The sequence below is a fragment of the Albidovulum salinarum genome, assembly GCF_025673475.1.
Taxonomy (GTDB): domain Bacteria; phylum Pseudomonadota; class Alphaproteobacteria; order Rhodobacterales; family Rhodobacteraceae; genus Albidovulum; species Albidovulum salinarum.
The window spans coordinates 1-12,731 of sequence record NZ_JAOVQO010000024.1; the positions used below are offsets into that span (position 1 = coordinate 1).

General features: G+C 63.0%; 15 protein-coding genes. 8 read left to right on the forward strand and 7 right to left on the reverse strand.

Features of this window, described 5'->3' with window-relative positions; genetic code table 11:
* Positions 1-347 precede the first annotated feature (347 nt).
* From OEZ60_RS19720 to OEZ60_RS19730, 3 genes are all read right to left on the reverse strand, one after another.
* Entirely contained in the window at positions 348-1,151 is an 804-nt protein-coding gene (locus tag OEZ60_RS19720; protein ID WP_263340038.1) for a formate/nitrite transporter family protein, read from the reverse strand.
* 415 nt (positions 1,152-1,566) lie between these two features.
* Positions 1,567-2,055 (reverse strand): hypothetical protein, encoded by a 489-nt coding sequence (locus OEZ60_RS19725; protein WP_263340041.1) that lies wholly within the window; start codon positions 2,053-2,055, stop codon positions 1,567-1,569.
* Positions 2,056-2,188: 133 nt separating this feature from the next.
* A complete protein-coding gene (locus OEZ60_RS19730) occupies positions 2,189-3,328 on the reverse strand; it encodes an AI-2E family transporter (RefSeq protein ID WP_263340044.1) in 1,140 nt (379 codons plus the stop codon).
* Positions 3,329-3,557: 229 nt separating this feature from the next.
* On the opposite strand from OEZ60_RS19730, the gene OEZ60_RS19735 reads away from it, so the two are divergent.
* Both OEZ60_RS19735 and OEZ60_RS19740 read left to right on the forward strand, forming a co-directional pair.
* Entirely contained in the window at positions 3,558-4,781 is a 1,224-nt protein-coding gene (locus OEZ60_RS19735) for a DUF2254 domain-containing protein (protein ID WP_263340045.1), read from the forward strand.
* 133 nt (positions 4,782-4,914) lie between these two features.
* A complete protein-coding gene (locus tag OEZ60_RS19740; protein ID WP_263340047.1) occupies positions 4,915-5,835 on the forward strand; it encodes a PRC-barrel domain-containing protein in 921 nt (306 codons plus the stop codon).
* Positions 5,836-6,273: 438 nt separating this feature from the next.
* Here OEZ60_RS19740 and OEZ60_RS19745 read toward each other — a convergent pair whose 3' ends face one another.
* Positions 6,274-6,447, reverse strand: a complete 174-nt coding sequence (locus OEZ60_RS19745; protein ID WP_263340049.1) for a DUF1328 domain-containing protein — start codon at positions 6,445-6,447, stop codon at positions 6,274-6,276.
* 333 nt (positions 6,448-6,780) lie between these two features.
* Here OEZ60_RS19745 and OEZ60_RS19750 point away from each other — a divergent pair, with 333 nt between their 5' ends.
* From OEZ60_RS19750 to OEZ60_RS19775, 6 genes are all read left to right on the forward strand, one after another.
* Complete coding sequence (locus OEZ60_RS19750) at positions 6,781-6,984, forward strand: PLD nuclease N-terminal domain-containing protein (protein WP_263340052.1); 204 nt, start codon at positions 6,781-6,783, stop codon at positions 6,982-6,984.
* A gap of 25 nt (positions 6,985-7,009) precedes the next feature.
* Positions 7,010-7,846: a YihY/virulence factor BrkB family protein gene (locus tag OEZ60_RS19755; RefSeq protein WP_263340053.1), complete on the forward strand. Its 837-nt coding sequence runs from the start codon at positions 7,010-7,012 to the stop codon at positions 7,844-7,846.
* Positions 7,847-7,987: 141 nt separating this feature from the next.
* Positions 7,988-8,560, forward strand: coding sequence for a hypothetical protein (locus tag OEZ60_RS19760; RefSeq protein WP_263340055.1), 573 nt, complete (start codon positions 7,988-7,990; stop codon positions 8,558-8,560).
* The gene (locus OEZ60_RS19765; RefSeq protein ID WP_263340059.1) at positions 8,557-8,967 is read left to right on the forward strand and encodes a phage holin family protein; all 411 of its coding nucleotides are present in this window, start codon (positions 8,557-8,559) and stop codon (positions 8,965-8,967) included. The genes OEZ60_RS19760 and OEZ60_RS19765 overlap by 4 nt, the downstream gene beginning before the upstream one ends.
* On the forward strand, positions 8,951-9,925 hold the full coding sequence (locus tag OEZ60_RS19770) for a DUF3618 domain-containing protein (RefSeq protein WP_263340117.1): 975 nt from the start codon (positions 8,951-8,953) through the stop codon (positions 9,923-9,925). Before OEZ60_RS19765 ends, OEZ60_RS19770 begins: the two co-directional genes overlap by 17 nt.
* Before the next feature lie 567 nt (positions 9,926-10,492).
* Positions 10,493-10,942 carry a CreA family protein gene (locus OEZ60_RS19775; RefSeq protein ID WP_263340120.1) on the forward strand — a complete coding sequence of 150 codons (450 nt, stop codon included), beginning with the start codon at positions 10,493-10,495 and terminating at the stop codon, positions 10,940-10,942.
* Here the strand turns inward: OEZ60_RS19775 and OEZ60_RS19780 are convergent, their stop codons facing one another.
* The 3 genes from OEZ60_RS19780 to OEZ60_RS19790 all read right to left on the reverse strand — a co-directional run bounded on the left by OEZ60_RS19780 (position 10,943) and on the right by OEZ60_RS19790 (position 12,693).
* Positions 10,943-11,569, reverse strand: a complete 627-nt coding sequence (locus OEZ60_RS19780) for an HdeD family acid-resistance protein (protein WP_263340062.1) — start codon at positions 11,567-11,569, stop codon at positions 10,943-10,945.
* A gap of 58 nt (positions 11,570-11,627) precedes the next feature.
* Positions 11,628-12,113: a YciE/YciF ferroxidase family protein gene (locus OEZ60_RS19785; protein WP_263340064.1), complete on the reverse strand. Its 486-nt coding sequence runs from the start codon at positions 12,111-12,113 to the stop codon at positions 11,628-11,630.
* A gap of 382 nt (positions 12,114-12,495) precedes the next feature.
* Positions 12,496-12,693: a CsbD family protein gene (locus tag OEZ60_RS19790; RefSeq protein ID WP_263340067.1), complete on the reverse strand. Its 198-nt coding sequence runs from the start codon at positions 12,691-12,693 to the stop codon at positions 12,496-12,498.
* Positions 12,694-12,731 lie beyond the last annotated feature (38 nt).

Consider the following 12,731-nt stretch of genomic DNA (forward strand, 5'->3'; position numbering starts at 1 on the left):
TACAACACGAAACGCCCCCACAGTGCTCTGGGCTACCGCCCGCCGGCCCCTGAATCCGTCATCCCGATGGACCAGAGGCCAGTCATGCACTAACAATCAAATCGGACCACTCAGGTGGGGCTGATCAGCGGGCTGCGCGGCGCCATCAATTCCCTTGGCACGACAACGTCGGCATGTCGCTTTACTTCCGGCGGCTGAACGCGGGCAAGCTCATTTGACCGAAGAGTCAGCCAAGCGGGGCAGCGCCAATCTCGGCCGCCCGACTGGACTTCCTCCTCGAAGGCATCGACTTGCCCGGGATTAGGCGTCCGTGTCCCAAATCATCTGACGACGGACATTGATGGGCATCAGATATCCGCGTGGACTTGAACCCAGGCAAGCGTCGCGAAGATTGCGGTACCCCCGACAATGTTTCCGGCAAGAACCGGAACGAAGAAATGCCCGACGGCTTGGTCGGCGTCGATAAAACCGATCACGACAAGGTAGGCCATCTCAACAGAACCCGCGACGATATGGGCGAAATCCCCGGCTGCGATCAGCCAAGTGAACATTAGCACGACAAACAAGCCAACGTTTTCAGCCTGCGGCAGCATCCAGACGATGGCCGCGATCAAAACACCGGCTGGAATCGCCTTCACGAAGCCTTCGCCCGCCGGAACGAGAACGGCGTGTTCGGACAACTCGCGCAGGGCATGCAGAATTTCGTCAGGAACCGCCTGCGTGTATGCGAAAAAGCCGGCCGCCACGAAAGTACCCGCCACGTTCGCTCCCAGGACGATCGACCAGAGACGAAGGACGTTGCCGGCCATGCGCGGCGTCGGTTTCGCCATGAGCGGCAGAATGGTCGTGAGCGTGTTTTCGGTAAAGAGCTGCATTCGTCCGAGGATCACGGCGATGAAGCCAAAACTGTAGCCCAAGTTCTCGACAAGGTGCCGCCATTGCGCATCGGGAAGGTAGGTCCGCAATATGGCCTCGCCGAGAAGCGAGAGACTCATGAGTAGGCCGGCTGCGATCCCGGACCAGACCAGCGAGCTGTTTGACCTTGCGAGTTCCTCGTCACCGTAGCGCCGGACGACTTCGTAGATCTCCGCGGAGGTCAGCTTCTCCGCCTGTTCGACCTGGGCCTCATCCGGGCCGTTCCGCTGGGGCATTGTCGCTGGCCTCTTTCATACGTCTCCAACAGACACAACAGCGCGGCCCGCGTCGCGGTTCCCGGCCCGACGATCGCTGATGGCCATTGTTCTTGAGGGGAGTGAGATCCGTGCCGATTCAAAAGCGATCTCGGCTCCAGAGAATTTCCGCGGTCTCGGAAGATTTCGCGGAACCGATCGGGCGCGCCGGCGTTTCTCTGACAGCCGGCTGTTTCTTTGTCCCATGCAAGCCGGAGACCTGGGCGGGTATTTCTCCCCTGTGCCGCCCCGAACCGCCGAGTGCTTTCCCCTCGCATTCGGCGGTTCCTTTTTTTTGCCCAACATTGCGCCAAGTGGGACAAGAGACCGCGTCACACAAACGAGTACCGGGGCCCTCGGACCCCGGCAGATATCGACTACCTCCTATACCGGCATGTCACTCAAGCTTCTGCACCACGTGATTGGCGAACGTCGCAATCATCGCGTCATAGTATTCCTGGCTGTCCGTAGTGATGGCCGCGAGATCGGTTCCAGGCAGGAAATACGGGCCAGCCTGTTCGAAGGTGACCGTCAGTTGATAGTTGTCGAACTTCGTATTGTCGCTGTCATGCGTGATGGCGACGTCGCCGACGAGCTTCGACTCGGCGACTCCCGCCGCTGACTGAAGGCTGCTTGCAAGCTCCACCTCGTCGATATCGACGGATACCTTCGCGCCCTCCTCACCGGTCTTGCCGACGAGTTTGGCGACGATCGCGTTTTCGAGGTCATCGGCGAGGTGCGTCCAGCGTTCCGCCGCTTCGGGGTTCTGAAGGGCGTCCATGTCGGCGGTGACCTCGACTTCCCGTACGATGGTTTCGGCGGAGGTGGGTGCGCCGGCCGCAAAGGCCGCGCTGGCGAGAATGGCTATACCTAGTTTGTTACGCATTTCCGTGCTCCTTCGATTGTGGAAGCCGCCTCATCATGGCGATATCCTCCAAACGTCCAACGTCAACGATTGTTCCTGCCCCGCGTGGCACAAGCGCGCGACGATGCGCCTTTGAACCGATAGCCGGCGTCGATCAATTGTCGTATCGCAAGGGATCGAACCGTCCCCGCAACTCCGACGAGCCAAGGAAATTACCGATAACAGCCAGAGCGGCCACGTTGTCGCAGAGAACCTTGAAGCAAACGAGGAAAGGCACCGCCATCAGCGCGCCCGCAAATCCCCACATCCAGGCCCAGAACACTACGGTCGCAAAGACGAACACAGCATTGAGTTCCAGCCGCCGACCGACGACGACGGGCGTCACCAACTGCCCCTCGATCGCTGTCGCAACAAGATAGAAACCCGGCGCCAGAAGCGCGTAACCGACGCTGTCGAACGTAATGATCGCGACGGCCGCCGCGAGCGCCACGCCTGCGATCGCTCCGACATAGGGCAGGAAATTGAACAGAAAGGCGATGACGCCCCACATCACCGGTTGCGGCATCCCAATCAGCCAGAACCCGGCGCCGATAACCGCGCCCAGCCCGGCATTGATCGCCGTGATCGCGAGCAGGTAGTGGGAGATGCTCTGCTCGACGCCGTAAGCGATCTTCAATGCGCGTTTCTTATCGCTCAGGCGAGGAAAGCTCTCGATCAGCTTGACGTAAAACATGTCGCCGGATGCAAGCAGGAACAGCGCAAGAACGAGAGCGACCAGCGCCGTGGTTGCGAATGAGGCCATGTCCTGCACCGCGGTCGTGACGATGCCCGGCTGATCGATGGAGACCTTCACGACATTCGGATCAGTGGCGGTTTCGGCGATCTCCTCCACCTGCTCGGAAGCCTCCTTTACCGTTCGCAGCGAATCCGTCAGCCCCCGCAGCCGCTGCTCCAGTTCTCGTTGCACCCTTGGCGCGTCGTCGATCCAGTCCGAGACCGGGCCGCTCAGCAGGTAGCCTCCGGCGACGACCGAGACCGACACGGCGGCGATCAGGGCAACGGCCGTCAGGACCGGGGGCACCCCGAAGCGTGCGAACCATCGCGTGACGGGGCTCAGGGTCAAGGCAATCAGGATGCCGAGAACGAATGGGAGGACGACCTCTTTGGCGAAGAACAATGCGACGAAAGCGCAGAACAACGCGATCAATCCGAGATAACGGCGGATCGCCGCCACGTCGGCATCCCGCGGATCGGGCCGCGACACCTTGCTGGCGTCAATGTCGGCTTTCTTCATCGCTCCCCCCGGTCGCAAAGCGCTTGTTGAAATAACGCCACTGCACGATCGCGGTTCCGCGCCAACGGCACAATCCTTCGCGAAGGTTTGCCGTGACGGGCGCAAAGTTCGTGTGACACACTCATCTGGATAGCCGAATGCCACGCGCGACTGCAGCCACTTCAATCCCTGCGGGCAGTCCAAGCTGAGCGGGCATGCTTCGCGAGACAGTAGACTTGGAGGATATACGATGCAGTGGCGAACGCCCTTCACGGCTCTTTTGACCGTTCCGGCATCGCTCGCGCTCGTGATCGCGGCACTGGCTTGGGTTGCGGTCCTTTGCGAAGATGCCTTTGGTACACCGCGCTGGCTCATGTCGCTTGATGCCGCGTCGGCGCATACGATCCTCTCCGTGGTTGCGACCGGCGCCATGACAGCACTCGCCTTGGCCTATTCGCTGACACTGGTCGTCTTCACGCTCGCGGCGTCAAGCATCGGTCCGCGCCTTCTCAAACGCTTCACGACGGAGCGGGCCAACCAGGTCACCGCAGGACTGCTCGGCGGCACGTTTCTCTACGCCATCATCGCTCTCGGTCTCTCGGGCGCGGAGGTGCCACGGCTCGCGACGGTTGGAGCGGGCATGCTCGCGATCGCATCGGTCGTTCAACTGATCTGGTTCGTGCGGACGGTCGCCCAGTCCGTTTCCATCGACGATGAACTCGCCAAGATCGCGGCGCGGCTTGAACGAGATCTTACGCGGCTAAAGGACAACAGCGCATTGAGCGTCGAACTTCCCGACGCGAAATCGTTCCATGTTGCTGCCAAGACCGTGCAGGCAGGTTATCTTGCACAGATCGACCGCGACGCGCTGGTCCGGCTGGCCAAGGCCGAGGACATCGTCGTGCAGGTCGGACATACGCCGGGCGAGTATCTCTTCGAGGGCGCGCCCGTCATTAGTGTCAGTCGTCCGGTCGACGAGCAAACGTGCGAGTCGCTGCAAACCGCAGTCCGACAGGAACCCGCGCGATCCGACGCGGGCACCGTGCATTTCTCATTGAACCTCCTCGTCGAAATCGCCCTTAGGGCGCTCTCTCCGGGCGTGAACGACACATTCACGGCGCTTGCCGTCAGCGACATGCTTTCAGGAGCTCTTGCTGGCATCGCGCAGACCAAGCCCAGACCGGAAGTCATTCTCGATGAGGCCGGCAGGCCGCGGGTGATTTCGCCGGGCGCATCGATCCGGCGCCTATTCGATCAGGCATTCAGCCCTCTGCGCCGCGCTGCGGCGACAAACATTCTCATGGCCGAGGGGCTCGCTCGCGCTTACCAACGCCTGTTCGATGCCGGGAACAGTGAGGCGCGCGAAGTCGTCGCCGAACATGTCGAGATCCTGATGTTCGATCTGGCGCGCACCGGCCACCATGACGCAGATATCGCGGTGGTCAAGAAGCAGATTCCCGCAATCGTGGATTGAACGGCGCGGAGACGACGGATTGGCGAGGTTCGCCGACAGAAGAGTTCGTTCCGGGGAACCGGTCGGGCTTGGGGGCGTTCTTCATGCAAGCGTCCGGACGCTCTTGAACCGACAGACAAAGGAGTCTCTCCCCATGAAGAAGCTGCTGATTTCCACGGCCCTTGTGGCCGCCACTACCGCTGCGTCCTACGCGCAGGAAGCGACCTTCCGCCTCGAAGCGGACCCGATGGAGATCCACGCCTCCGAATTCATCGGTCAGCGTGTCTACAGTTCCGAAAACGCCCTCGACGGCGATGCGTTCGACGGGATCCAGGACGGCTGGGAAGACGTCGGTGAGGTCAACGACGTCATCCTGTCCCGCGATGGAGCGGTCGAAGCCGTCCTGGTCGACATCGGCGGCTTTCTTGGCATTGGCGAACGGCAGGTCGCCGTCGACATGGATGCGCTTCGGTTCGTGGCCGACGGATCCACCGCCGACAATGAGGCCGACTACTTCCTCGTGATGCAGGCCGGCCGCGCCCATTTCGAGGAAGCGCCGGAATACAGCTGGACCCGCGGGGCGATGGAGAAGGTCGTAGGCGAGGCCGAACAGGCGGCGGAGGCCACAGGCGAGGCGGTCGGTGACGCTGCTGAAGCAACGGCCGAGACAGTCGAGAACACCGCTGAAGCGACGGCCGATGCCGCCAGTGATACACTCGCGGCAGTCGGTGTTGCGGCTGACGAAGTGGCCGGCGCGGAGCGCGAGCATGTGATGCGCGACGGATACGAGCCGGCGGCGGACGCGGACATGAACACCGAGATGCTGACCGGCGCGCCGGCTTATGACGCAAACGACGAATGGATCGGTGAAATCTCCGAACTCATCATCAATACCGACGGCGAGATCACCCACGGGATCATCGATGTCGGCGGCTTCCTCGGCATCGGCGAAAAGCCGGTGGAGCTTGAGATCGCCCAGATCGACATCCTGCGGCAGAGCGACGGCGGCGACCTCCGGGTTTATGTTCCGCTCACCAAGGAAGAAATGGAGGCGCTGCCGACCTACAACAAATGAGCGTAACGCTCATTGAGTGCAGCTTCGCAACGCTCGTTGAACCATGATCACCGAACCGCGGCCCGTCTGGCAGGACCGGCCGCGGTTCTACGCGTCGACACACTCCACTTTTTGGCAGATTTGGACAAGCATACGCGCAGCAAGCCGACAGCATTCACGCAGTCGGATTCCGGGGCGAGATGTCTTCGATTTGGACCACGGCAGAAGCGACGGTCATTCTCGGCAACGAACACGGTGGCGGTTCCTGGTGCGGCTTTATGAAAGAGGCCGGCGGGGAAGAATGGCGCGCTTGCCTTTCGGCCACAACTCGGCGTCCGTAGCATCAACCAAGGCGCGGGCAACTGGGCACCGCGTCAAAAAAGAACGACCGGCCAGATGACAGGCCGGTCGTCGTGGTTTCGCAAAGTCGTTCGGTCGATTCTGCACGAACCTCTCCGGTCAGAGAGGCGGCCTGCCCTTCATCGCGCGGGCAACCAGCGCCGCCACGAACAGGATCAGGAAGATGACGAACAGGATCTGCGCGATCCCCGCCGAGGCGCCTGCGATGCCGCCGAAGCCAAGCGCCGCCGCGATCAGCGCGATGATGAGAAAGGTAATTGCCCAACCGAGCATTGGTTAACTCCTCATTAGTTTCGTTTGGTCGTTCTATGAATCATCAACGTGTTCCAGACGGCTCGGTTCCTTCCTTGATTGCGATTGATCATCCTCGGGGCTTTTGGTGTGCGCATGGATGCCGAAACCGGGCCGCGCTCGCCACGACTTCGACACGCCTCGGCTTGCCGATAACAAGAGCCACGCTCGGCCGGGCGGTCGACCAACGCCCCCCACCGTGATCCGATGGGAGCGCAACTCGTCCGCGCCGCGTGACGCTCCGAAGCGGTAGTTTTCCGGAACCCACCTCACGACTGGAGCGTTGTTCATCCGAAGACGGAGGCCACCACAGCCATGGAGATGAACATGTTCGAACTCACGGGCCTTGGCGGGCTCATTCTCCTCGCCCTCGATATATGGGCTCTAATCTCGATCATCGGGTCGTCCGCGACGACCGGCCGCAAGGTGCTCTGGGCGCTTCTCGTGATCATCCTTCCGCTCATCGGTTTCGTGATCTGGCTGATCGCCGGCCCGCGGTCGTCGGCGACCCGGATCTGACCATGACATGCCGCGGTACGACCACATGCTCGCTGCGGCGCGGCGCGTTTGGGAGCGCATGGACGGCCTCAACCTCAGCTTGATCGCTGCTGGTGTCGGCTTCTTCACAGTGCTCGCCATGTTCCCCGCGCTCGGCCTCGTCGTGCTGCTCTGGAGCCTGATCGCCGAGCCGTCCCAGATTCGCGGATTACTCGACTCCGCTCAGGCGATGATGCCGGCGCCGGTTCACGACATTTTCGCAGCACAAGTCAGCACCCTGATTCACGCACGATCGAACAACACCTTGGGCTGGGCGACCCTTGTGACGAGCGGTTTCGCGACCTGGTCCGCCCTGTCGGGCATCGCGTCGCTCGTGCGGGGCATCAACGCAGCCTATGGAATCGAGCATCGGCCGGGCGTGCTCCGCCGGGTTCTGTCGGCCGCCGGGCTGACGCTCGCCCTGTGTGGCCCCGGCCTTCTCGCCGTCGCAATGATCGTCGTGGCCCCAGTCGCACTCACCTTCATCCATCTGGGTCCGGTCACAGCGATCATCGTGGCGATTCTCCGCTGGACCGTGGCACTGGCCGTGGTGATATTCGCCTTCGCCCTCATCTACCGCTACGCCCCCAACCGCCGGGGACGCCGACCGGCTTGGCTGACCGCGGGCGCGGTGTTGGCCGGCTTTGTCTGGCTGGCCATGTCCGTTGGCTTCTCAATCTACCTTACCAATTTCGGCAATTACAACAAGGTCTACGGATCACTCGGCGCCGCGGTGGCGCTTTTCATGTGGTTCTATCTCTCGGCCTATGTCGTGCTGATCGGAGCGGCCTTCAACGCCCAGCTCGACCACGTTCGCGCCAACGACGGCCCGGCCCGAATGTAGCGGGCCACGGGAACCGGGGACCGTTTCGCACGTTTCTGACCTGAAACAGCACTGACCAATTCCAGTCGAACGGATCGACTGCCGGCCGCCGGCACGAATGTGCCGGCAAGAAAGTCCGTTGTCCCACGCAAGGAGGCTTCGATGACAGGAGAGAAACTAAAGAAGAGCGTCAGCGAGATGGCCGAGGCGGTCAAAGAGCGTGGCGCCGAAACGCTGAGTGTGGCGCGAAAGGAGGCCGGTGATGTCGCGGAGCGCGCCGGCGGCGCCTTGAAGGATGCGGCCACGAACCGCGCGGAGACGGGCAAGGACATGCTCTCGGATCAGGGCAAGGCGCTCGCCGATCGGCTTCGGACCCAGGCCGAGGAGGATCGGGGCACGTTCCGCGCGCGGCTTCTGAACGTCGTCGCCGACGGCGTGAGCGAGGCCTCCGAGGATCTGCGGGGCCGCAGCCTGAACTCAATCCTCGAAAAGACCGAGGACTTTGCCCGCCAGCATCCCGGCGCATTCGTCGCGGGGGCGGCGGTGGCGGGCTTCGCACTGGCCCGTTTCGCCCGCGCAAGCGCCCGTCCACGGCAAGAGAGCGACATTGCCACCCTGCCGCTGCCGCAGGAGCCGAGCATCGCGTCCGCTGTCGGGCCGGCACATGCCGGACCGGCCGGACGTGAAAGCCCGACCGGCGCGCCGAACGATCCGGCTGCGGGAGTGCCATCGTGAACGTGGAACCCTCCGTCAAGTCCACGGGCGCATTGGTCGGCGACGCGCTCCACCAAGTGACGCGGCTTGTCCGCGGCGAGGTGGCGCTCGCGAAGGCCGAGGTCGCGGAAAGCGTCCGGACGGCCGGCATGGGAATCGTGCTCGTCGCCGCGGCAGCGGTCATCGCGCTCTCGGCTCTCAACGTGCTCTCGGCGGCCCTTGTCGCGGCGCTCGTCGATCAAGGCCTCGCGCCCGGCTGGTCGGCCCTGCTGGTCGCCCTGCTCCTGGGTACCGTCGCCCTGATCCTCGCCCTGAAAGGACTGCACGCCTTGAAACCCTCAAGCCTCGCTCCGCGGCGCACCGTCGAAAACGTGCGTCGCGACGCAAAAACGATCAAGGAGATTGTCGAAAATGGCACATCAGACTGACGCGCGAACCATTGAAGCGGAACTCGAACGCGACCGTGCGTCGCTTTCCTCGACTCTCGACGAATTGCAGGAACGTATATCGGTCGATCACCTCGCGAAGGAAGCCCTCGGGATGCTCCGCACGAATGCCGGCGTGTACTCGCGGTCGATCGACTCGGCGATCCGCGCCAACCCGATGGCGCTCGCTCTTACCGGGGTGGGCCTTGCATGGTTGATTTTTGGTGGCAAGAAGGCTGTCGAGACGCCGATTGAAAGCGCGGTAAGCCGCTGGGAATCCGAAGGCGGCGCCGCATATCCGGGCGCCGGCATTACCCCCGGGACCTACAAGCGAACAGACGCAAACCAATGGTCGAGCCGGATCGACGAGTTGCGCGATCGCGCTTCAGCGTTGCTGCGCGGTATGGAGCGCGACGCCCGCGACTACGCCGGTAATCTGCGGGATTATGCTGCGGAGCGAAGCAAGGTGCTTGCCGGCTTTACCGAGGACATGCGCGCGAGTTTCCGCGACGGTCTCGACGATCTGTCCGAAGCGGCCCGCTACCGAATCGTCCGCGCCCGCGAGCAGGCCTATGCCGCCCGCCTCCGCGCCGAGCGCACTGCGCGAGGCGGAGGACGCGAAATGGGCCAGTTGATCGAGGAGCACCCGATGGTCGCGGGCGTGGTCGCCATGGCGCTCGGCGCGGCCTTCGCCGCTGCGTTGCCACGAACGCGGACCGAGGACCGGGCCTTCGGTGCCGACAGCGACCGGCTTATGGATGCTGCCGCAGAGCTGTTGCGCGATGAGCGGGCGCGGCTGTCTCGCGTGGCAGACGACATTGCGGAAGAGGTGAAGGTCTCCGCCAAGGACGCCGCAAGCGCAATCGCCGCGAAGACGAAGGAGATCGGCGAGAACGTCATGGACCGTGCCGAGGAAGAGGTGAGGCAGGCTGCCGCGAAACAAGAAACCGCCGCAACCTGAACCGATCGCGAAAGCCGTTGGGAGTTAAGCGAACCGCCAGGTTTCAAAGCCTGGCGGATTCCTTCGTCGGAAGCGGGGCTCTGGCTTGCATGTGCGCCGAAGACGATGGGTCGGCCCCGCAACCCGCAGTCGCACTGGCGAGGGGCGTTTCACGGCGCATCGCGCCGACCGGCGTCCGGTGGCGACCCCGTCCGGCGGAGACGTGTGGCCGCGAGGCCATGCTCGCGATGCACGTGAGCGCCACCGAACCAAGCAGATCGAGGCGGCAAGCCTGCGAGGCCGCAGGTATCCTTGGCCGGGAGCGAAGCGTATTCGCGCTCAGTCTGCCGCCGATCGGCGGACCCTGACCGTGGCGCGCTGCGAGGCGCGAACACCATCGACCGCCATGGTCGCACACAAAGCCAATCCGGCAACAGCCGCAAAAATGACGAGAAGGTGGCTGTGCATCTGGACCTCCCATACTTGGATGAATGCCCTCTGTCAAAACACTCCAGTACCCAGATCGTTCCCTCGTGCGGGAACGATTCCGCCCGTCGCGCATTGGGCTGGAAAGCCAAGGAGGTAGCCGTGCTCCGAAATGCTCTCGTGCTCGCCTTTGCGGCGACAGCCGCCCAGGCAGAACAGGTCGGCGAGGTTGGGGTGGACTGGCTGGGAAACGACATCGTCATCGAGGCGGTCGCGGATCCCGACGTGCAGGGGATCACCTGTCACATCGCGTATTTCGAACGCGGCCTGATCGACCGCCTGCAGCAGGGGAACTGGTTCGAGGATCCATCGAACTCATCGATCGCATGCCGCCAGATGGGGCCACTCTCATTCGGAGACATTGATCGCGACGCGGACGGCGAGGAAGTGTTTCGCACTGGCCGTTCGATCATTCTGAAGTCGCTCGTGATCCGGCGGATCTATGACCCGACGAGCAACACGCTGATCTATCTCGCGCACGCGCGCGAGCTGCAAAAGGGGTCGGCCAAGATGTCTATCTCAACTGTGCCACTCGGCGATGTGCGGCCGTGATCAGCCGACTTCGCGTTTCATCCGGATGCCGAGCGCGATCATCAGCAGACCGAAGATCGAAGCGTAGATGCCGATGAGCCAGACAAGCGCGGACACCATCAAACCTGGCTCGGCGAGCATGAGATAGACGAGCAAGGCACCGAATACGATCGACCCGGCACCCGAAAGGGCCAGAAACCACTCTCGGTCCAACGCCAGCCTCAGGCGGATCGCGGCGAGAATTTCTGCAACACCGGTGCCGAGCGACCAGACCGCGATCACGGACCAGACGAAGCCCGTCAGCGTCATGGCGCCGAGTATTGGCACGGTAAGGACGGCGGCGCCGGCGGCGACACCCAGGACGCCTTCGGCCAAGAACGCGCCCCAACGGCGGCCTCGGGCGGCGTGGTCCATGCCGGCGGCAAGGTTTACGCCGCCTTCGACGAGAGCGAACGCCGCGAAGGCAAGTGTCAAGGCGATGAACGAGAGGCCTGGTTTCAAGAAAACAAGCGCGGCCAGCAGCAGCGCGGCCAGGCCGCGCACGATGAAAACCCGCCACGGCGGGGCGAGGTGTGCGGCATCAAGATCGGGACGGTGCAGGCCGACGCCAATGGTTCTCGTGTAAGTCGCGGTTTCCAGGTCGCTCATCGCTCGCCCCTCGCTCGGCGGATCTCGCGGAGGGCGTGGAGCACCCCCCGCAGCCGCTTCAGGCGGCCGTTCTCTTGCGATTGACTGCCTCAACCGCCATGCCGGTGAGCTTGGCATTGGCAGCCTTCTCCATATCGAGGATCTGGCTCAGGAGGTCGTGCGCCTCGTGATTGCCGAGCGTCTTGGCCCATTCGCGCAGCGTGCCGTATCGTGCGATCTCATAGTGCTCAACGGCCTGCGCGGCCGCGATCAGGGCAGCGTCGAGAGCGGCGCCCGTCGCCTCCTCCATGACTCCCTTGCCCTCCTTGATGAGCCCTTCGATCGCCTCGCACTTCTCGCCGCCGGGCCTCCGGCCGATCGTGCCGAATACTTTCTCGAGGATCTCGATCTGCTGCTTCGTTTCGGAGAGATGCGCCTTAAAGGCAGATTTGAGCTGCTCGTTCTGCGCGGCGTCCTCCATCTTGGGAAGCGCCTTCGTGATCTGCTTCTCGGCGTAATAGATGTCCTGAAGGGTGTGTTCAAAAATGTCGTCAAGGGTCTTCATGTCGGCTCCTTTCCGGGAGAACATTCGCGATTTGGCATGTGGTTGCACATCCGCAGATGAAACGTCTTGCGCGGAGCGCGAGTTCCCGGCCGCGCCACTTTGGTTTGGGGACAAGAGGTCCATCATGGCTGTTCCGGTCGCCCGATCCAGTTCGAAGTTCAGATCGACCGACCTGAAACGCCGCTGCGCCGCCCCGAAGGGCGGCGCAGATCGTCTTTCGTGGGCACTCACGTGGCTGGGAACTCGCATGTGTGGGTCTTTGGCTCCACATGACGGCCGGCCTCGGAATGGCCGGGCCTATCGTGCGCCGGCACAACCCTTGGTCACGCGGCGCGACGGTCCGACTCAGCCTGGCACGGACCAACCGGTAAGTTACACCCGTTCAAAGCGTCCGAAGCCACTCGTCCACCTCGCGTTCGGCGACCTCCTTGGCACGTCCGTATTTTTCCTGGACAAGTCCGACGAGCTGCTCGCGACGCCCTTCGGTGCTGTGCCACTCGTCATCGGTGATGTCGCCCCACTTGGCCTGAGCCTTGCCCTTGAGCTCCCTCCATTTCCCTTCGACTTGATCCCAGTTCATGTCTTCCTCCGTATTCTGCAGGCAGAAGGCGCTGCATG

Bases quoted from the DNA above. Each gene is read 5' to 3' on its own strand.
- OEZ60_RS19730 (WP_263340044.1), bottom strand. From the start codon at position 3,328: ATGAAGAAAGCCGACATTGACGCCAGCAAGGTGTCGCGGCCCGATCCG.
- OEZ60_RS19750 (WP_263340052.1), top strand. From the start codon at position 6,781: ATGGAGATGAACATGTTCGAACTCACGGGCCTTGGCGGGCTCATTCTC.
- OEZ60_RS19760 (WP_263340055.1), top strand. From the start codon at position 7,988: ATGACAGGAGAGAAACTAAAGAAGAGCGTCAGCGAGATGGCCGAGGCG.
- OEZ60_RS19745 (WP_263340049.1), bottom strand. From the start codon at position 6,447: ATGCTCGGTTGGGCAATTACCTTTCTCATCATCGCGCTGATCGCGGCG.
- OEZ60_RS19735 (WP_263340045.1), top strand. From the start codon at position 3,558: ATGCAGTGGCGAACGCCCTTCACGGCTCTTTTGACCGTTCCGGCATCG.
- OEZ60_RS19740 (WP_263340047.1), top strand. From the start codon at position 4,915: ATGAAGAAGCTGCTGATTTCCACGGCCCTTGTGGCCGCCACTACCGCT.
- OEZ60_RS19755 (WP_263340053.1), top strand. From the start codon at position 7,010: ATGCTCGCTGCGGCGCGGCGCGTTTGGGAGCGCATGGACGGCCTCAAC.
- OEZ60_RS19780 (WP_263340062.1), bottom strand. From the start codon at position 11,569: ATGAGCGACCTGGAAACCGCGACTTACACGAGAACCATTGGCGTCGGC.
- OEZ60_RS19725 (WP_263340041.1), bottom strand. From the start codon at position 2,055: ATGCGTAACAAACTAGGTATAGCCATTCTCGCCAGCGCGGCCTTTGCG.
- OEZ60_RS19785 (WP_263340064.1), bottom strand. From the start codon at position 12,113: ATGAAGACCCTTGACGACATTTTTGAACACACCCTTCAGGACATCTAT.
- OEZ60_RS19770 (WP_263340117.1), top strand. From the start codon at position 8,951: ATGGCACATCAGACTGACGCGCGAACCATTGAAGCGGAACTCGAACGC.
- OEZ60_RS19720 (WP_263340038.1), bottom strand. From the start codon at position 1,151: ATGCCCCAGCGGAACGGCCCGGATGAGGCCCAGGTCGAACAGGCGGAG.
- OEZ60_RS19790 (WP_263340067.1), bottom strand. From the start codon at position 12,693: ATGAACTGGGATCAAGTCGAAGGGAAATGGAGGGAGCTCAAGGGCAAG.